The following is an 18,097-nucleotide window of genomic DNA, read 5'->3' as shown; positions in this document are numbered from 1 at the left end:
GTCATCGCGCCCCGCGCCGGTCGATCGACGGCAGCGCGGCGAGGAAGTTGGCGATCTCGCGCCGCCGGGCGTCGGTATCCGCCAGTTCGCCATCCACCCCCAGCCGCCAGCGCAACGAGCGGCGCTCCGGCGCATCGTGGAGCGCCGCCATCACCGCGGCGCGTTCCTCGACCTCGGCGGGCGTCTCGGCCAGCCCCGCCTCGACCAGCCCGTCGACCTGCCGCCGCAGCGCGATCGCGATCTCGCCCAGCGACAGTTCGGGATGATATTGCACGCCCCAGAACACCCCCTTGTCGTGGCGGATCTCGGCGGCCTGCACATGCGTCACCGCATTGCCCGCCAGCCGCGTCGCGCCCGGCGGCAGCGTCTCGACCTCGTCGCCGTGCACCGCGGGCGCATCCCAGGTCGGCGCGCGCCCGGCGAGCAGGGGATGGTCGCGCCCCTCCGCCGTGGCGACGATCCGCCGCGAGATGCCCGCCTCCATCCGTTCGGGCATCTTGCGCACCGTTCCGCCCGCCGCGACCACCGCCACCTGCAGCCCGGCGCACGATCCGAATGACGGCGTGCCCGCTGCGAACACCGCGCGCATGAACGCCAGCTGCCGCCGCACCTCGGGCGTGTCGTCATAGACATGCAGCGGCGAGCCGGTCAGGAACACCGCGTCGAACGCCGCCAGTTCCCCGGCGGTGAAAACCGGCGAACCGTCATCGGCGGGCTGGCAGATCTCGATCGTCGCGCCGGGCATCATCTGCCCCAGCGTGTCGGCATAGCTCTCGCCCGAGCTTTGCCCGGTATGCGCGCGCCGCGCCGCGCGCTCGTCGGGGGTTTCGCTCTGCGCGATCAGAAATCGGGGCACGCCGGTTCACCTCGGGTCACGTAACGGAAGTGCGCCAACGCATCGCAGCGCCGCCAAGCCCCTGCATCGCCTACAAACTTTCGTCGCGACGTGGTTTGTCATCAAGCCTCCACAAACCGCGCCCATCCGCGCGGCCATTCTGATCCGCGCAGACAAAGAGGTTCGCCCGTGCTCGTCTCCCGCCGCTCCCTGCTCGCCGGCGCCGGTGCGCTGACCGCCGCGCCGCTGCTCGCCGCCGGTGCCGCTCCCGCGCGCGGCTTCACCCATTCGGTCGCCAGCGGCGAGCCGGGTCCGGATTCGGTCCTGCTCTGGACGCGCTGCGTGATGGCCGGCGCGGGCGAGGTCACCGCCGAGATCGCCGAACAGCCCGACATGCGCGGCGCACGCCCGGTCGGCGCGCAGATCACCGGCGCGTGGCGCGACTGGACCGTCAAGCTCACCGCCGACGGGCTCGCGCCCGATCGCTGGTACTGGTTCCGCTTCATCGCGCCGGACGGCGCCCGCTCGGCGATCGGGCGCACCCGCACCCTCCCCGCCGACGGCGTCCGTCCCTGGCGCGCGGCGATCTTCTCCTGCTCAAACATCGGCTTCGGCTTCTTCAACGCTTATGCCCATGCCGCCGCGCGCGATGATCTCGACTGCGCGATCCATCTCGGCGACTATTTCTACGAATATGCGCCCGATCATTATCCGGCGACCAGCCAGCTGATCGCCGGCCGCGAGCCGCAGCCGCTTGGCGAGACGATCCACCTCGCCGATTACCGGCAGCGCTTCGCCAGCTACCGCACCGATCCCGATCTTCAGGCGCTCCACGCGCGGCTGCCGATGATCGCGCAATGGGACGATCACGAAAGCGCCAACGACAGCTGGGAGGGCGGCGCGCAGAACCACGACCCCGCCAGCGAGGGGGACTGGAGCCAGCGTCGCGCCGCCTCGATCCAGGCGTATCGCGAATGGATGCCGGTCTCCGACAAGCCGTGGAAAAGCTACGACATCGGCGCGCTGGCCACGCTCTTCCGCACCGAGACGCGGCTGCTCGGCCGCACGCAGCAGCCCGATCTCGATCCGCTGTTCAAGAGCGCCGATCCCGCCGCCGCGCTGCGCGCCTTCCGCGACGGCGCGTGGCAGGATCCCGGCGCGACGATGATGGGATGGCAGCAGGAGAGCTGGCTCGACCATGCGCTCGCCGCCTCGGTGCGCAGCGGGCGGCGCTGGCAGGTGATCGGTTTCGGAACGATCATGGGACAGACGATGATGCCGGCCGACGCCGGGACGTGGGTCAAGGGCAGGCAGAACAGCTATGTCAGCGACGGCATCGCCGCGGCGCGGGCCGGGCTGCCGTTCAACTTCGACAATTGGGGTGGCTATCCGGCGGCGCGCGCGCGCTTCCTGCGGCAGGTGCAGCAGCTTGGCGGCAGCACGGTGCTGATCTCGGGCGACAGCCACAATGCCTGGGCCTATGACCTCGCGCACGACGGCCATGCCGCCGCGGTCGAATTCGCCGGACACAGCGTCACCTCGCCGGGGTTCGAGAGCGGCACTGCCTATGATCCGCGCCGCATCGCCGCCGATCTCGTCCGCGCCAACCCGGAGCTGAAATGGTGCGACACGTCGCGCCGCGGCTATATGGCGCTGACGATCGAGGCCGGGCGCGTCCGCAACGACTGGATCATGCTCGACACGATTGCGACGCGCACCCCGGCCGCGACGATCGGGCACAGCGCGACGGTGACGCACGGACGCAATCGCATGGCGTGAGCCCCCAGCGGTTCCCGCGCGCGCCGTCACGAAAGCGAAATCGTTTAGTCACGCGCTCGCAAAGACTTGCGCGCAGGGAACGGCCAACGCCGCACCGCCAAGGTGCTGGCGATCTGGGGAAAATATCTCATGCTTCGTTCGATGCTGCTCGCCGGCAGTGCGCTGTTCGCCGTGACCGCAACTTCGGCCCGTGCCGCGGAGACCCCGCCCGCCGCGCCGCCGACCGCTCCCGCCGATGACGGCCAGACCGCCCCCGCCGAGCCGGCGGGCGAGGACATCATCGTCACCGGCGCCGCGACGCGTGCGGTGACGCAGATCACCAATGCCGACATCCAGAAGGTGCTGCCCGGCATCAGCCCGCTCAAGGCGCTCCAGACGCTACCCGGCGTCACCTATCTGACCGCCGATCCGTGGGGCAACAACGAGCAGAACATCTCGCTGTTCGTCCACGGCTTCAACGCGCAGCAGCTCGGCTATACGCTCGACGGCGTCCCGCTCGGCGATCAGCAATACGGCAATTACAACGGCCTCAGCCCGCAGCGGGCCACGATTTCGGAGAATGTCGGCCGCGTCGTGCTCGCCTCGGGCGCGGGCGATCTCGGCACCGCCTCGACCAGCAACCTCGGCGGGACGATCGACACCTTCACCAGCGATCCGAAGCCGGAGTTCGGCATCTCCGCGGCGCAGACCGTCGGCAGCTACGAAGCGACGCGTAGCTACGTCCGTGTCGACAGCGGCGACATCGGCCAGAACACGCGCTTCTACATCTCCGGCGTGCGCCAGCGCGCACGCGCATGGGATTTCGAGGGCTATCAGAAGGGCTGGCAGGCGAATGCCAAGCTGGTCCACGACGACGCGACCGGCAAGCTGACCGCGTACTTCGCTTATTCCGATAAGGCCGAGCCCAACGAGGACGCGACCGTCGTCTCCGCGACCCAGACGTACCAGCCGTACATCCGCCCGTTCCTCTACCCGAACTTCGCGGGCATGCAGGCATATCTCGCCAACCAGCTACCGTACAACAGCGCCGCCAGCTATGCGGCGTCGGGCGCGAACTACAGCAATTACTACAGCGCGGCGCTGCGCACCGACTATCTCGGCTATGTCAAATACGACTGGAACGTCACCGATCGCGTGACCTTCTCCAACCAGGCGTATTTCCACCACAATGACGGCGTCGGGATCGTCGCCGGCCCGATCACCGTCGCCGGGCTGCCGCAGCTCTTCTCCTTCTATTACCCCGGCGTCGCGGGCAGCAGCCCGACCTCGACCGCCAATCTCGCGCGGCTGTCGACGATCTTCGGCGGCTCCGGCCTTGCGACCCGCACCACCGAATATCGCATCGACCGCGTCGGCGGCATCTCGACGCTGCGCGCCGAACTCGGCAACCACACGATCGAGCTGGGCGGCTGGTACGAGCATCAAAGCTCGTCCGCCTATCGCCGCTGGTACGCGCTCGACGTCAACGACCCGTCCTCGCCCTATGAGCGCCCGCTCGACCTCGCGAACCCCCTCATCACGCAATATGGCAGCGAGATCCGCGTCACCGAAATCCAGGCGCACCTCCAGGACGCGTGGAAGATCGTCCCCACGCTGACGCTACAGGCCGGGTTCAAGAGCACCTTCCAGCATGCACGCCAGCGCGTGCCGGTGCAGCCGATCCCGGGCTCGTTCACCGGCTCGCGCGAATTGCCAGTCGGGCGGATCAACACCGACGAATGGTTCCTGCCGCAGGTTGGCGTGCTGTGGGATGCGACCGACCACGAACAGGTCTTCGTCAACGCGCAGAAGAACATCCGCCAGTTCCAGACCAGCGCCGCCGCCGGCCTCTCGCCGTTCGCGCTCGGCACCCAGTCGCTGTTCGACTTCTTCAAGGACAATACCAAGCCGGAAACCAGCTGGACCTATGAAGCCGGCATCCGCACGCGCCGTCCGCTCGATCTCGGGCCGCTGAGCGGATTCGAGGGCCAGATCAGCTATTATCACGTCGACTTCTCGAACCGGCTGCTCGCGATCAGCCCGACCACCACGATCACCGCGATCATCAGCGGCGCGCCGATCATCGCCAACGTCGGCAGCGTGAAAACCGACGGTGTCGACGCGGCGGCGACGCTGCGCTTCGGCGACCGTTTCTCGCTCTACAATGCGCTGTCGTACAACAACTCGCGCTACGCCGATAATTACACGGTCGGCGCCGCGCAGACCGTGGTGCCGACCGCCGGCAAGAAGGTCCCCGGCTCGCCCGACTGGCTCAACAAGACCGTGGCCACGCTCAATGGCGACGGGGTGGAGCTGCAACTGATCGGCGACTATATCGGTCGTCGCTATGCCACGTTCACGAACGATCTGAAAGTGCCGGGCTATTTCACCCTGTCGGGTCGCATCGGCTTCGACATGCCGCTGTCGGGCGAAGGCTTGGCGAAGAAGCTGAACGTCAGCCTCAACGTCACCAACATCACCGACAAGAAAGCCTATTCGACGATCAGCGTCGGCGCGGCATCGGGGACGTACAATTTCTTCCCGCTCGCGCCGCGTCAGGCGTTCGTCACGCTCAGCGCAGGCTTCTGAGCGTGATGACCCGCCGCGCCGCCATCGGCTCCGCGATCGCGCTGGGGGTGGCCTCCACCGCCGGCGCGGCGTCGCCCGCCAAGAAGCCGCTGGTGTTCGCGCACCGCGGCGCGTCGGCATTGCGCCCCGAACACACGCTCGGCGCCTATGCCAAGGCGATCGCGGACGGCGCGGATTTCATCGAGCCCGATCTGGTCCCGACGAAGGACGGCGTGCTGGTCGCGCGGCACGAGAACAACATCGCCGAGACGACCGATGTCGCCGACCACCCGGAGTTCGCGTCGCGCCGCACGACCAGGACGATCGACGGCGAGACGCAGACCGGCTGGTTCACCGAGGATTTCACGCTCGCCGAGCTGAAGACGCTGCGCGCGAAGGAACGGCTCGGCACGGTCCGGCCCGAAAGCCGCAGCTATGACGGCCAGTTCCAGATCGTCACGCTCGACGAGGTCATCGACTTCGCCGCGGCCGAGGCGGCGGCGCGCGCGCGGACGATCGGGCTGGTGCCCGAGCTGAAGCACTCGACCTACTTCACCGGGATCGGCCTGCCGGTCGAGGACCGTTTTCTCGCGGTGCTCGCCGCACACGCCTATACCCGCCGCGCACCGGTGCAATTGCAGTCGTTCGAGGTCGCCAACCTGCGCTACGTCCGAGGCAAGCTGCCGAAGGGCGGCAACCTCCGGCTCGTTCAGCTGATCGGCGATCCGGCGCAGAAGCCCGCCGACGTCGCCAAGGCCGGTGGCGCGCTCGATTACCGCGCGATGGTGTCGCCCGCCGGGCTGCGCGAGATCGCGCGTTATGCCGACATCGTCGCGCCGAACACGCGGATGCTGATCCCGCTCGCCGCCGACGGCCGGCTCGGCGCGCCGACGACGCTGGTCGCCGACGCGCACGCCGTCGGGCTGGAGGTCTGCCCGTGGACCTTCCGTCCCGAAAACCGCTTCCTCGCCGCCGACTTCCGCAGCAACGCCGGGCCGGACGCCCGCCACGACGCCGGCTCGGTGGCCGAGATGCGCCGTTACATCACGCTCGGCATCGACTCGTTCTTCACCGACGATCCGGCGCTCGGGCGACTGGCGGTGGACGACGCCGAATAAAGCGGTTGCGCTTACGCCGTCCGGCTCGTATATTCGGATGCGGCTGGTGTAGCCTTTCGCTTCATCGGCTTTCCCGACGGCTCCGCAGCGATGCGGGGCCGTTGTGCTTTTCGCCGGTTTCGGCGTTGTCGTTCCCCAAGGAGAATTTCGCAGCATGGCAGGTTACAAGGCCCCTGACTTCAACCAACGCGCCGCCGCCGCCCGCGACGCCAAGGCACGCGCGCTCGAGGCGTTGAAGAACAAGGCCGCCCCCGATCCTGCAGAGGTCGCCGCCCGCCTCGCCGCGCGCGAGGCCAAGGAAGCCGCGGAGGCCGAGAAGCGCGAGCAGCGCAAGGCGGCGATCGCCGCCGAAAAGGCCGCCAAGGAAGAGGCGCGCGCACAGGCTGCTGCCGAGGAAGCCGCCGCTGCCGAGGCGGCCGCTGCCGCCAAGCGCCCACCGGTCATGCCGACCGCAGCCGAGATGAAGGCGGCGCGCGACGCCCGCTACGCCGCGCGTAAGGCCCGCCAGAAGAAGTGATCCGCCCCGAATTGCTCGGGGTTGCGGAGGTGCCGGAGGGGCCGCCCTTGCGGCTGTTCCGTCGCGGTGCCGACTTCATGATCGTGCTCGAGCGCAACGAGCTGATGAGCACGCGGATGAGCGGCTCGGAAGTCGCGCTCGGCACGATGACCTGCGACCGGTTGGCCGATCGTCCCGCGCCGCACCTGCTGATCGGCGGCTATGGCATGGGCTTCACGCTCCGCGCGGTGCTCGGCCGGCTGGGTGCGGCGGCGCAGGTCACCGTCGCCGAACTGGTGCCCGGCATCATCGAATGGGCGCGCGGGCCGATGGCGGCGCTCACCGACGGCTGCCTCGACGATCCGCGCGTCACGCTTGAAATGGGCGATGTCGGCAAGGCGATCGCGGGAGGCAGCGGCCGCTATGACGCGATTCTGCTCGACGTCGACAACGGCCCCGACGGGCTGACCCGCCCCGCCAACGATGGCCTCTACGGCCCGCGCGGGCTGGCCGCGGCGCGTAGCGCCTTGCGGGCCGGCGGCGTGCTGGCGGTGTGGTCGGCCGCGCCCGACCCGCGCTTCGCGCGCCGCTTCGCCGACAGCGGCTTCGCGGTCGACGAGGTCAAGGTCCGCGCGCGCGAAAACGGCAAGGGTGCGACCCACGTCATCTGGTTCGGCACGCGGCGCTGACGCGCGTCGCTTGGGCTCATCCTCCTTCACGCACGACGTCAGCTTGTTCCGTCATTGCGAGCGGAGCGAAGCAATGACGATGAGGGCTAACAGGTGTACCCAACCAAATCCGTCACCCCGGCGAAGGCCGGGGCCCAGTTGGGAAGGCCTTTCTGCCGAAGCGCAACGGACATCACGTGGGTCTCGCAGCTGGGCCCCGGCCGTCGCCGGGGTGACGATAGTAAATGGTGGTGCGGGGTCGCTCGAGCCTTCGCAACCAACTTACGCTAACCGACTGTCACCCGCCCCGGCCTGATGGTAGATGCCGCGCATGGGTCACGGGCACCATCACCACCACGATCACGGTCACGATCATGAGCACGGTCACGATCACGGCCATTCTCATGCACATGCCACCCCGCCCGAGCGCTGGGATCATGTGTTCGCGATCGGGATCGCGCTCAACCTCGGCTATGTCGTTGCCGAGGGCGTCGCCGGGTTCCTGTACCAATCGGTCGCGCTGCTCGCCGATGCGGGGCACAATCTGTCCGACGTGCTCGGACTGGCGGTGGCATGGGGCGGTGCGGCGCTGGCGCGGACGGCCCCGTCGAAGCGCTTCACCTACGGGCTGAAGGGCTCGACGATCCTCGCCGCGCTGGCCAACGCGCTGCTGCTGCTGGTCGCGATCGGTGCGATCGCGCTGGAGGCGGTGCAGCGCTTCGGGTCGGCCCCCGCCGTGCCGGGGCTGACCGTCTCGGCCGTCGCCGCGCTCGGAATCGTCGTCAATGCGATCACCGCCTGGCTGTTCGCGCGCGGGCGCAAGGGCGACGTCAACGTGCGCGGCGCCTATCTCCACATGCTCGCCGACGCGCTGGTCTCGGCCGGCGTGGTCGCCGCGGGGGTGGCGATCTGGCTGACCGGGGCGGCGTGGATCGACCCGCTCGTCAGCCTCGTCATCGCGGTGGTGATCTTCTGGCAGACCTGGGGGCTGCTGCGCGAGACGGTCGAGATGTCGCTTGCGGCGGTGCCGCGCGGGATCGACTACGACCGCGTCAAGGACGCGCTCGCCGCACTGCCCGGCGTCGAGGCGATCCACGATCTCCACATCTGGCCGATGTCGACCACCGAACCGAGCCTGACCGCGCATCTGCACATCCCGGCCGGGCATCCGGGCGACGTGTTCCTCGAAGACGTGCAGGCGATGCTGCACGAACGCTTCGGGATCGGCCATACGACGGTACAGATCGAGACCGGCACCGCCTGCACGCTCGCCGATGAGCGCACCGTCTAGGCTATTTTCGCATCAGTTCGCGTCCCAGGAACGCATCCAGCAGCGCCGCGCGGCGCGCGTCCGCGGCGTGATCGGCCCCGACCGAATGCCCGCCCTCCAGATATTCGTGGAAGTAGACGGTGTTGCCGTACTGCTTGAGCAACGCCGCCAGCTTGCGCGCATGCCCCGGATGCACCCGGTCATCCTTGGTCGAAAGATAAAAGAACACAGGCGGATAGCGGACACCTGCCTTGACGTTCTGATAGGGTGAATAGCGTCGGATGAACGCCCAGTCGGCGGGCTTGTCGGGATCGCCATATTCGTCGATCCACGACGCCCCCGCGGACAGATGCGAGTAACGCTGCATATCCTCCAGCGGCGACCCCGCAATCACCGCGCCATAAAGGTCCGGCCGCTGCTGCATCGCCACCCCGACCAGCAGGCCGCCGTTGGAACGTCCTGAAATCCCGATCTTTCCTTTAGTCGACACGCCGGTGCGGACCAAATCGTCGCCGACCGCGTGAAGGTCGTCGAACACGTTCTGGCGCTTCTCGCGCAGCCCCGCCTGATGCCAGCGCGGGCCGTATTCGCCGCCACCGCGCAGGTTGGCGAGCACATAGGCGCCGCCCTGCTCGACCCAGAACAGCGCCAGCGGCCCGGCGCGATACGGCTGTTCGGTGAGATAGGTCGGGGTCTGCGCGCTGCGGAACCCGCCATAGGCGTGGATCAGCGCCGGCGCGGGAGCGGTCGCCCCCTTCTTCGTGACGAGGAAATAGGGCACACGCGTGCCGTCGCGCGACGTCGCAAAGCGTTGCACCACCTGATATTTCGTAGCGTCGAAGCGTGCCGGAAGCGCCTGCACCGCGCGCGGCGCCGCGCCGACGCGCACCGCATAGAGCGTCGGCGGCGTGAGCATCCCCTCCACCGTGACGAACGCCGCGTCGCTCTTGCCGGTGGTCGCGCCGAGATGCAGCGTGCTGTTGCCGGGCAGCGCAACCGGGGTCGGCGTCCAGCGCCCGTCCGTCTGGCGGCGCAGCGCGAGCAAACGGCCGGACACGTCGTCGAGCAACTTGACCCATAAGACGTTGTCGCTGGCCGAGACTTCCTCGATCGCCTGCGTCGCGCCCGGCGCCATCACCAGCTCGCCTTTTGGGTGACGGCCGGCGACGATATCGGTGAGCGACCAGGCGACGAGTGCGCCGGCCGGGAAATTGTCAGCTGGTTTGTTGAGCCTGGCGATCACGCGTCCGCCGATCACGTCGGTGACATCCGCGCCCTTCGGGAGCCCGAGCGGGACGAACCGACCATCGGCGGCCTGCACCAGCAGCTCACGCTCGAAGAAGGTGTGGCCGACGCTGACCATCGGCCAGCGGCGGGTGGCGTCGACGAACGCCGCCGCGCCGACCTGCACCGCGCTGGCGGGTGACTCGTGGACGGTGGTCGCTGCCGCTAACGGCGTGCCGCGCTTCCACAATTTCGCGATGCGCGGATAGCCGGAGGTGGTCAGCGCACCTGCGCCCCAATCGGTCGCGACCAGCAGGGTGTCGCGGTTCACCCAGGCCACGTCACTCTTCGCCTCGGGCAGGACGAAGCCGTCGTCGACGAAGCGGCCGGTGGTCAGGTCGAACTCGCGGACCACCTGCGCGTCGGTGCCGCCGGGGCTGAGCCGGACGAGGCAGCGGGCGTAATCGGGTTCCAGGCAGCTCGCGCCGTGCCAGACCCAGCTCTTGCCCTCCGCCTTGCCGAGCGCGTCGACGTCGATCAGCGTCCGCCATTGCGGGCGACCGGCCTGATAGTCGGCGAGCATCGCGACGCGCCACAAGCCGCGTGGATTTTTCGCGTCGCGCCAGAGGTTTGTCACCCGGTCGCCGAGCACTGCATCGGCGTCGGCGATCTGTGCCTCGTCGTCGAGGATCGCCTTGGCGCGGGCGCGATCCTGTTCGTAACGCGGGCTTTTGGTGAGCTGCGCTTCGGTTTCGGCGTTCCACGCCTTGACCTGCTGGAGCGCGCGGGTGCCCTCGATGTCCTCCAGCCAGCGGTACGGGTCGGCGGCGGGGGCAGCAGCGAGGACGACCGGGGCGAGCGCGAGCGGGATCAGACGTTTCATCGGTGACCAACGTAGCGGGGCGCGTCGGGGATAGGAAGCGGGGCACGGATGTTGGCGATGGTGGCGCAGAACGGCGGCGCAGGCACGGGGGTGCAGTTCGAAACGCACTGATAAGGTGCGTCAATCTTGGCTGCCGGGGTTCGGAAAGCCTCGTCGATGTTTGCGACCAGGTGCGCGGTTCGTCGCGGTTGCGAGGGGAAGAAGCGGGATCCCGGGTCAAGCACGGGATGACGGAGTTTGGGGCGGGGGACCTTAGCCCTCACGCCGTCGCCCCTGCGGAGGCAGGGGCCGATGGCTGTGTCGTCCGGGTGGGCGGGTCGACACAATAGCGCCGGTTCTCGTGTCGGCGTCGCGCGGCACGAGACAGACATGGGCCCCTGCCTTCGCAGGGGCGACGCGCTGGTCAGTCGCCGGTCACCTTTGCGGGGCCGAGATCGCCCTGCCCCACCGTCGTGCTTGCCATTTCCAGCATCGCATCGAGGCTCTTCTTGGCGCGGACGCGCAGCCCCTCATCCATCTCGATCCGCGGGGTCAGGTCACGCAGCGCGACATAGAGCTTCTCGATCGTGTTGAGCGCCATATACGGGCAGATGTTGCAATTGCAGTTCCCGTCCGCGCCCGGCGCGCCGATGAACGTCTTGCCCGGCAATGCCTTTTCCATCTGGTGGATGATGTGCGGCTCGGTGGCGACGATCAGCGTGTCGCCCGGCATCGCCATCGCATATTCGAGGATGCCGCGCGTCGAGCCGACGTAATCGGCATGGTCGAGGATCACCGCCGGGCATTCCGGATGCGCGACGATCGGCGCATTGGGGTGCTGCGCGCGCAGCTTGAGCAACTCGGTTTCGCTGAACGCCTCGTGGACGATGCACACACCCGGCCACAGGATCAGGTCGCGCCCGGTCTTGCGCGCGAGATAGCCGCCGAGATTGCGGTCGGGGCCGAAGATGATCTTCTGCTCGGGCGGGATCTTGGCGAGGATCGTCTCGGCCGAGGACGAGGTGACGATCACGTCGCTGAGCGCCTTCACCGCCGCCGAGCAATTGATGTAGGTGAGCGCGATCGCACCGGGATGCTGCGCGCGGAACGCGGCGAACTGGTCGGGCGGGCAGCTGTCTTCCAGACTGCACCCGGCGTCCATGTCGGGGAGGATCACCGTCTTGTGCGGCGAGAGGATCTTGGCGGTCTCGGCCATGAAGCGCACGCCGCAGAAGGCGATGACGTCGGCGTCGGTCGCCTGCGCCTTGCGGCTGAGGTCGAGGCTGTCGCCGACGAAATCCGCGAGGTCCTGGATCTCGGGCTTTTGATAATAATGCGCGAGGATCACGGCGTTGCGCTCCTTGCGGAGGCGGTCGATCTCGGCGCGCAGGTCGAGGCCCGTCAGGTTCGTCGGCTGTTCCATGACGCAGCAGATGGCCTGTGCGGGAAGCGCAATCAAGCGGAACGATGGAGGGGAAAGGGGGGATGGACCGACAGGCTCAACACAAACAATTGCCGTCATCCCCGCGGAAGCGGGGATCCAGACGCGCAGGTCGTCGCAAGAGTCGAGACGTCAGAGGTTCTGGATTCCCGCCTTCGCGGGAATGACGGTGGGATGGCGGGAATGACGGGGGGATGGCGGGAACGACGGTAACGCGGGGACGCAAGCAGACGCTATCAGCGCGCGTTGCCGAGCACTTCCTCCAGCGAGCGCGTCAGGTCCCATTGGTCGCGATTGTCGGGGCGGGCCTCGCCGGCGAAGCGGACCTCGACGTTGACGGGCAGATTGGCCGCCTCCAGCGTGCCCTCGAACAGCCGTTCAAGCGCGGCGCGGGCGTTCTCGCGTGCCTTGGCGATGTTCTCGGGCTCGCGCGCCTTGGCGGCGACGACGTCGGTCGCTTTCGCCGACACCTTCTTCTGCAACTCGGCCATCGCGCCGCGCGGCGGCAGCACGCCGGTGGTGGTGTCGACCGTGACGCGGCTCTCGTCGATATTGGGTGCGCCGACCGTCACGTCGGGCACCTCGACCAGCAAGCGGCGGCGGCGTTCGTCGTAACGGAAGTCGCGCGGGCGCAGGCTGCCGAGCGGCACGAAATAATCGACGTCATATGGCGCCTTGATGACGCGGACATATTTCAGCCAGCCCCACATCCGCGTCGCCGAGGCGGTCGACTGTACGGTGCCGGAAAGATGGCTGACGCGCAGCTCGTTGCTGCCGTAGAGCCGGCCGGCGACAACGCGTGCGACCGCGACGCCGCTGTCATCGGTGGCGACCGTGTATTTTTCGGTGACATAGCGATAGCCGACAAAGGTCGCGACGAGGATCGCCGTGGCGATCGCCAGCGATACCAGCAGCTTGCCGAGCCCGGTCAGATGCTCCGCCATAGATCCCCCTCCTCCACCACCAGCCCGCGCCGCGCGAGATCGAGCAGATGCGCGAGCACCGAGCGCGACGCCGCGCCGAGCAGCCGCGCGTCGAGCCCGACGTACATGCGCGCGACCATCGCCGCGACCGGCTGCGGCGCCTCGCGGAGCAGCCGCAGGATCTGTCCCTCGCGCTGCTTGCGGTGCCCGAGCATTCCGCGCACCAGCCGCTGCGGGCGCTCGACCGCCTCGCCATGACCGGGATAATAGATGCGGTCGTCGCGCAGCAGCAGCTTGTCGAGGCTCGCCATGTAATCGCCCATGTCGCCGTCGGGCGGCGAGACGACGCTGGTCGCCCAGCCCATGACGTGATCGCCCGAGAAGAGCGCGTTCGTCTCCGGCAGCGCGAAGGCGAGATGGTTGGCGGTGTGGCCGGGTGTGGCGAGCGCCTGAAGTGTCCAGCCGTTGCCGCTGACCTGCTCGCCGTCGGTCAGCACGCGATCGGGGGCGTAATCCTTGTCGAAGGCGGCGTCGGCCTGCTCGCCCGCGTCGCGTACCACCAGCGGGGCGCAGCCGGTGATCGGCGCGCCGGTCTCGGCGGCGAGGCGGCGTGCGGCGGGGGAATGGTCGCGGTGGTGGTGGGTGATGAGAATCGCGCGGACCGGACGGTCGGCGATCGCGCGGACCAGCGCGGCGTGGTGCGCGTCGTCGGCGGGACCGGGATCGATGATCGCGAGGTCAGTGGTGCCGACGAGGTGTGTCTGCGTGCCGGTGTAGGTGTAGGCGCTGGCATTGGGGGCGAGGACGCGCGTCACCAAAGGTTCCAGCGTCATTGCCACGCCGGTAGGGAGGTCGTCTGCCATCTTTGCTTCACATGGCGGCGGGCGGCGACGGGTGCAAGGGTTTGGGCTTTACTCGCCTCTTCGCGCTCCCGCTCTTCTTCATCGTCATTGCGAGCGTAGCGAAGCAATCCAGGGTTGGATCAGGACGCCTTGGATTGCTTCGCTACGCTCGCAATGACGGATACAGGTGTCGTCCCGGACTACGACCGGAACGACGGACCTGCGTCAGTCCCGGTCGGCGACGCGGCGACGAAGGTTGGCGAGTTCGCCGTCGATCGCCGCCATCGCCTCTGCGCGCTGCGCGTCGGTCAGGTTGCGGTTGACGGTCAGCCCGGCGCGGGCGTGCTCCAGCCCGGTCAGCGCGGCGCGGAGCGCCTGGCGCTGCGTCTCCATCGCATCGCGGCGCAGTTGCGCGGTGTCGATCCGGGCCGCTTCCCGCGCCATTGCGGCGGCCTGACGCTGGAGCCGGGCCGAGTCGAGCGCGGCGTGACGCTGCATCTGCGCGGCCTGACGTTGCAGCCGGGCGGCGTTGCGCCCCAGCTCGGCGGCGTGCGCGTTCAGCTCGGTCATGTCGACGCCGGGCACCGGCGGCATCGGGGGCGTCGGGGGGACCGGCGGCACCGGAGCGACGTTCGGTGCCGGCGGCGCGGGGGGCGCCGGGGGTGGCGGCGCCGGGTGCGCGGCCAGGTAACGCTCTGCCGCTTCGCCGGTGTAGGTGGTGGTGCGGCCGTCGGTCGTGACGGTGACGGTGGTGTCGCGACCCTTGTGCTTCTGGACGACGATGTGACGGGTTCCCGGCACGGGGGTCGCATGTGGCAGCGCAGGCACGTCCGGCATTTCAGGCGTCTCCGGCATTTCCGGCATCTCGGGAATTTCCGGCATCTCGGGCATCTCGATCCCCGTCGCATCCTCCACCCCGGCACGGACGCGCTCGGCGGCCTGCGTGCCCGAGGCGGTGAAGGCAAGGCCACCGATCGCCAGTGCCATGATCGCCATAGCGCCAGTCGCGGTCTGCGTGCGCGTGGCTTTCTTCTTGCCGAGCATCTTCAGTCTCCCTTTCAGATCCTTGACGGTGTTGAGGTGGCAGGCGGGCGACACCGCGCGACCATGCGCGGCCTTGACGATCGCGCAGCCGTAAGCGTGGCGCGCGGCCCCGTCGGTGCGCGCCAGCACGCGCGCGTCGTTCGCCATTTCCTGATCGGCGCGGAATTTGCGGAAGGCGGTCCATGCCAGCGGGTTGAACCAGTGCAGCGCGAGCACCGCCAGCGCGACCCAATTGGCGACCAGATCGCCGCGCGCATGGTGACCCAATTCGTGTTCGAGCGCGAGCGCGCGTTCCTCGGGGTCGAAGCGGGCGGCGAAATCGCGCGGGAAGGCGACGACGCGGTCGAAGACGCCGAAGGCGAGCGGGCCGTCGGTGGCGGCGCTCTGCACGACGGTGATCGAGCCGACGCGGTTGACCGCGATCCCGAGCCGCAGCACGTTGTAGCGGAAGCGGAGATAGCCGACCGCCTGCCACGCGAGCAGCAGCGCCGCGCCGCCCAGCCACAGCCCCAAAGCGACCGGCGGCCAGCCGAGCGCACTGTGGGTCGTCTCGACCGGCAGCGTCGCGACCGGTTCGCCGAGCATGATGACGATCGGCTCGGGCGCCGGCAGCACCGGCAGCGCCTCGCCGCGCCAGCCCTCGGGCAGCGGCGGCATCACCAACCGCAGCGCGGGCAGCGCCCATAGCGCATAGGCGACGCGCGCGCCGAATGCGGTGCGGACCGGCCCGCGCAGGACCAGGACGGCCAGCATCAGCAGCGCCGACGCCAGCATCGCCTCGAGTGCCCAGCCGATCATTGCTTGAGCGCCTTGAGCAGGGCTTCGATCTCGCTGATGTCCTGATCGCTGAGCGCGTCGCGTTCGGCGAGATGCGCGACCAGCGGGGTCAGCCGGCCGCCGAACAGCCGATCGATCAGCCGGTCGGACTCACGCGCGACATAATCCTCGCGGCGCACCGCCGGGCTGTAAAGATAGCGGCGGCCGTCGACCTCGTGGCGGACGGCTTCCTTGCCGAGCAGCCGCCCGAGCAGCGTCTTGACGGTGGCGGCGCTCCAGCCGCGTTCCGGGTCCACCCGTTCGGCCACGTCCTGTGCGGTGAGCGGGCTTTCGTCCCACAGCACCTCCATGACCGCATGTTCGGCATCGCTGATCCGTTCGACCACGACTCGCTCCCTCGTCACGCCTATCGACTACAGCTGTAATCATATCGATTACGTCTGTAGTCAATAGCGGTTCACGGGCGGTGCCGGGTTATTCCTTACAGCGCGCGCTGCCTGATCGCGGTCAGCGTGGTCGCGGGGGTGATCTGCTCGATGTCGGTGCGGCAGTGGAGCAATCGCACGCCTGAGACGGCGCGGAGCCGGTCGAGCGCGGGGGCGAAGTCGGCGGTATGCTCGACCGTCTCGGCGGTCGCGCCGTATGCACGCGCGAGCGCGGCGAAATCGGGGTTGTGGAGGCGGGTCGCGGCGGGGCGATCGGGGTATTCGCGCTCCTGATGCATCCGGATCGTGCCATAGGTGCCGTTGTCGACGACGATCACGAGCAGGTCCGCGCCGTGCTGGACCGCGGTCGCCAGTTCCTGCCCGTTCATCAGGAAGTCGCCGTCACCCGCAACCGCGACGACGCTGCGCCCCGGCCGGCGCAGCGACGCGGCGACCGCCGCGGGCAGGCCATAACCCATCGCCCCCGCCGTCGGCGCGAGTTGCGTCCCCGGCCCGGCATAGCGCCAGTAGCGGTGCCACCAGCCCGAGAAATTGCCCGCGCCGTTGCAGATGATCGTGTCGGCGGGCAGCGCGTCGCGCATCGCCGCGACGCACGGGCCGAGATCGAGCGCGACGCCGTCGCGCGGCTGCGGCGCGGTCCAGGCCTCATACTCGCGGCGCGCCTCGGCGGCGTGCGGGTGCGCGCCGCCGTCGAGCGGGACCAGCGCCTCGGCGAACTCCGCCATGCCGGCGCAGATCGCGAGATCGGTGGCGTAGACGCGGTGCAGCTCCTGCGGGTCGGGGTGGACGTGGACCAGCCGCTGGCCGGGGTGATCGGGGGTGACGAGCGCATAGCCGTCGGTGGTCGCCTCGCCGAGCCGCGCGCCGACCACCAGCAGCAGGTCGGCGTCGCGGACCCGCGCGACCAGCGCCGGGTTCGGGCCATAGCCGAGGTTGCCGGCATAGGCCGGGCAGTCGTTGGCGATCGCGTCCTGCCGGCGGAAGGCGGCGGCGACCGGCACGCCCGCGCGCGTCGCCCAGTCGGCGAAGGCGGCCGCCGCGGCGGTGTCCCACCCCGCCCCGCCGACGATCGCGAGCGGGCGCTCGGCGGTGGCGAGCAGGTCGCGCAGCCGGTCGAGCGTGTCGGCGTCGACGTCCTGCGACACGCGATCGACGCGCGCGCGGTCGGTCGCCTCGACCGTGTCGAGCAGCATGTCCTCGGGCAACGCGAGCACCACCGGACCCGGCCGGCCGCTGACCGCGGTGGCGTAGGCGCGCGCGACATATTCGGGGATGCGCCGCGCATCGTCGATCCGCGCCGCCCATTTGCACATCGGCGCGAACATCGCCGCAAAGTCGATTTCCTGAAACGCCTCGCGGTCGCGGGTGCCGCGGTCGACGTCGCCGACGAACAGGATCATCGGCTGCGAGTCCTGATGCGCGACATGGACGCCGATCGCGGCGTTGGTCGCACCCGGCCCGCGCGTCACGAAAGCGACGCCGGGACGGTGGGTCAGCGTGCCGTCGGCGCAGGCCATGAACGCCGCCCCGCCCTCCTGCCGGCACGTCACCACGTCGATCGCGGGCGTGTCGTGGAGCGCGTCGAGCACCGCGAGGAAGCTCTCCCCCGGCACGGTGAACACGCGGTCGCAGCCCTGTGCGACGAGCTGGTCGACCAGAATACGGCCACCGGTTCTGAGGCTTGTCATGGGCGCGCAGCCTATCGTGTGGCGAGTGACTCGCAAGGGGGTTGTGGTCTAGCCCTTCCACGCCGTCGCCCCGGACTTGATCCGGAGCCCCGCTTCTTCCGTCGACCGGGCAGAAGAAGCGGGATCCCGGATCAAGT

General features: G+C 69.2%; 14 protein-coding genes. 6 read left to right on the top strand and 8 right to left on the bottom strand.

Translation table 11 applies throughout. The features are described 5' to 3' along the window. Nucleotide 1: 1 nt before the first annotated feature. Nucleotides 2-856, bottom strand: a complete 855-nt coding sequence (locus tag FHS97_RS15590; RefSeq protein WP_184040102.1) for a glutamine amidotransferase-related protein — start codon at nt 854-856, stop codon at nt 2-4. Nucleotides 857-1,024: 168 nt separating this feature from the next. Here FHS97_RS15590 and FHS97_RS15585 point away from each other — a divergent pair, with 168 nt between their 5' ends. From FHS97_RS15585 to FHS97_RS15560, 6 genes are all read left to right on the top strand, one after another. Then, nucleotides 1,025-2,614 carry an alkaline phosphatase D family protein gene (locus tag FHS97_RS15585; RefSeq protein ID WP_184040099.1) on the top strand — a complete coding sequence of 530 codons (1,590 nt, stop codon included), beginning with the start codon at nt 1,025-1,027 and terminating at the stop codon, nt 2,612-2,614. A 129-nt stretch (nt 2,615-2,743) separates the two neighbouring features. Then, the gene (locus tag FHS97_RS15580; protein WP_184040096.1) at nt 2,744-5,182 is read left to right on the top strand and encodes a TonB-dependent receptor; all 2,439 of its coding nucleotides are present in this window, start codon (nt 2,744-2,746) and stop codon (nt 5,180-5,182) included. 5 nt (nt 5,183-5,187) lie between these two features. Further along, nucleotides 5,188-6,279, top strand: a complete 1,092-nt coding sequence (locus FHS97_RS15575) for a glycerophosphodiester phosphodiesterase (protein ID WP_184040093.1) — start codon at nt 5,188-5,190, stop codon at nt 6,277-6,279. Between the two features lie 154 nt (nt 6,280-6,433). Next, nucleotides 6,434-6,796, top strand: coding sequence for a DUF6481 family protein (locus FHS97_RS15570; protein WP_028966862.1), 363 nt, complete (start codon nt 6,434-6,436; stop codon nt 6,794-6,796). Then, nucleotides 6,793-7,464: a spermidine synthase family protein gene (locus FHS97_RS15565; RefSeq protein ID WP_184040090.1), complete on the top strand. Its 672-nt coding sequence runs from the start codon at nt 6,793-6,795 to the stop codon at nt 7,462-7,464. The genes FHS97_RS15570 and FHS97_RS15565 overlap by 4 nt, the downstream gene beginning before the upstream one ends. A gap of 310 nt (nt 7,465-7,774) precedes the next feature. Further along, entirely contained in the window at nt 7,775-8,734 is a 960-nt protein-coding gene (locus FHS97_RS15560) for a cation diffusion facilitator family transporter (protein ID WP_184040087.1), read from the top strand. A gap of 1 nt (nt 8,735) precedes the next feature. Here FHS97_RS15560 and FHS97_RS15555 read toward each other — a convergent pair whose 3' ends face one another. The 7 genes from FHS97_RS15555 to FHS97_RS15525 all read right to left on the bottom strand — a co-directional run bounded on the left by FHS97_RS15555 (nt 8,736) and on the right by FHS97_RS15525 (nt 17,960). Beyond that, on the bottom strand, nt 8,736-10,820 hold the full coding sequence (locus FHS97_RS15555; RefSeq protein WP_184040084.1) for a prolyl oligopeptidase family serine peptidase: 2,085 nt from the start codon (nt 10,818-10,820) through the stop codon (nt 8,736-8,738). A gap of 403 nt (nt 10,821-11,223) precedes the next feature. Continuing rightward, a complete protein-coding gene (gene nadA / locus FHS97_RS15550) occupies nt 11,224-12,222 on the bottom strand; it encodes a quinolinate synthase NadA (protein WP_184040081.1) in 999 nt (332 codons plus the stop codon). Nucleotides 12,223-12,476: 254 nt separating this feature from the next. Further along, on the bottom strand, nt 12,477-13,184 hold the full coding sequence (locus tag FHS97_RS15545; RefSeq protein WP_184040078.1) for a DUF4230 domain-containing protein: 708 nt from the start codon (nt 13,182-13,184) through the stop codon (nt 12,477-12,479). Next, entirely contained in the window at nt 13,169-14,026 is an 858-nt protein-coding gene (locus FHS97_RS15540) for an MBL fold metallo-hydrolase (protein WP_184040076.1), read from the bottom strand. Before FHS97_RS15540 ends, FHS97_RS15545 begins: the two co-directional genes overlap by 16 nt. Before the next feature lie 204 nt (nt 14,027-14,230). Next, a complete protein-coding gene (locus tag FHS97_RS15535; RefSeq protein ID WP_184040073.1) occupies nt 14,231-15,847 on the bottom strand; it encodes a M56 family metallopeptidase in 1,617 nt (538 codons plus the stop codon). Further along, nucleotides 15,844-16,212 carry a BlaI/MecI/CopY family transcriptional regulator gene (locus tag FHS97_RS15530; RefSeq protein ID WP_159758448.1) on the bottom strand — a complete coding sequence of 123 codons (369 nt, stop codon included), beginning with the start codon at nt 16,210-16,212 and terminating at the stop codon, nt 15,844-15,846. Before FHS97_RS15530 ends, FHS97_RS15535 begins: the two co-directional genes overlap by 4 nt. 95 nt (nt 16,213-16,307) lie before the next feature. Beyond that, the gene (locus FHS97_RS15525; protein ID WP_184040071.1) at nt 16,308-17,960 is read right to left on the bottom strand and encodes a thiamine pyrophosphate-binding protein; all 1,653 of its coding nucleotides are present in this window, start codon (nt 17,958-17,960) and stop codon (nt 16,308-16,310) included. Between the last annotated feature and the right edge of the window lie 137 nt (nt 17,961-18,097).

The sequence above is a fragment of the Sphingomonas endophytica genome, from assembly GCF_014199415.1.
In the GTDB taxonomy this organism is placed as follows: Bacteria; Pseudomonadota; Alphaproteobacteria; order Sphingomonadales; family Sphingomonadaceae; genus Sphingomonas; species Sphingomonas endophytica.
Note: the sequence above shows the minus strand (reverse complement) of the source record. Positions and strands in the feature narration are given on the sequence as shown.

Coding starts and splice junctions, on each gene's coding strand:
- FHS97_RS15580 (WP_184040096.1), top strand. CDS start 2,744: ATGCTTCGTTCGATGCTGCTCGCCGGCAGTGCGCTGTTCGCCGTGACC.
- FHS97_RS15575 (WP_184040093.1), top strand. CDS start 5,188: ATGACCCGCCGCGCCGCCATCGGCTCCGCGATCGCGCTGGGGGTGGCC.
- FHS97_RS15570 (WP_028966862.1), top strand. CDS start 6,434: ATGGCAGGTTACAAGGCCCCTGACTTCAACCAACGCGCCGCCGCCGCC.
- FHS97_RS15560 (WP_184040087.1), top strand. CDS start 7,775: ATGGGTCACGGGCACCATCACCACCACGATCACGGTCACGATCATGAG.
- FHS97_RS15555 (WP_184040084.1), bottom strand. CDS start 10,820: ATGAAACGTCTGATCCCGCTCGCGCTCGCCCCGGTCGTCCTCGCTGCT.
- nadA (WP_184040081.1), bottom strand. CDS start 12,222: ATGGAACAGCCGACGAACCTGACGGGCCTCGACCTGCGCGCCGAGATC.
- FHS97_RS15545 (WP_184040078.1), bottom strand. CDS start 13,184: ATGGCGGAGCATCTGACCGGGCTCGGCAAGCTGCTGGTATCGCTGGCG.
- FHS97_RS15540 (WP_184040076.1), bottom strand. CDS start 14,026: ATGGCAGACGACCTCCCTACCGGCGTGGCAATGACGCTGGAACCTTTG.
- FHS97_RS15535 (WP_184040073.1), bottom strand. CDS start 15,847: ATGATCGGCTGGGCACTCGAGGCGATGCTGGCGTCGGCGCTGCTGATG.
- FHS97_RS15525 (WP_184040071.1), bottom strand. CDS start 17,960: ATGACAAGCCTCAGAACCGGTGGCCGTATTCTGGTCGACCAGCTCGTC.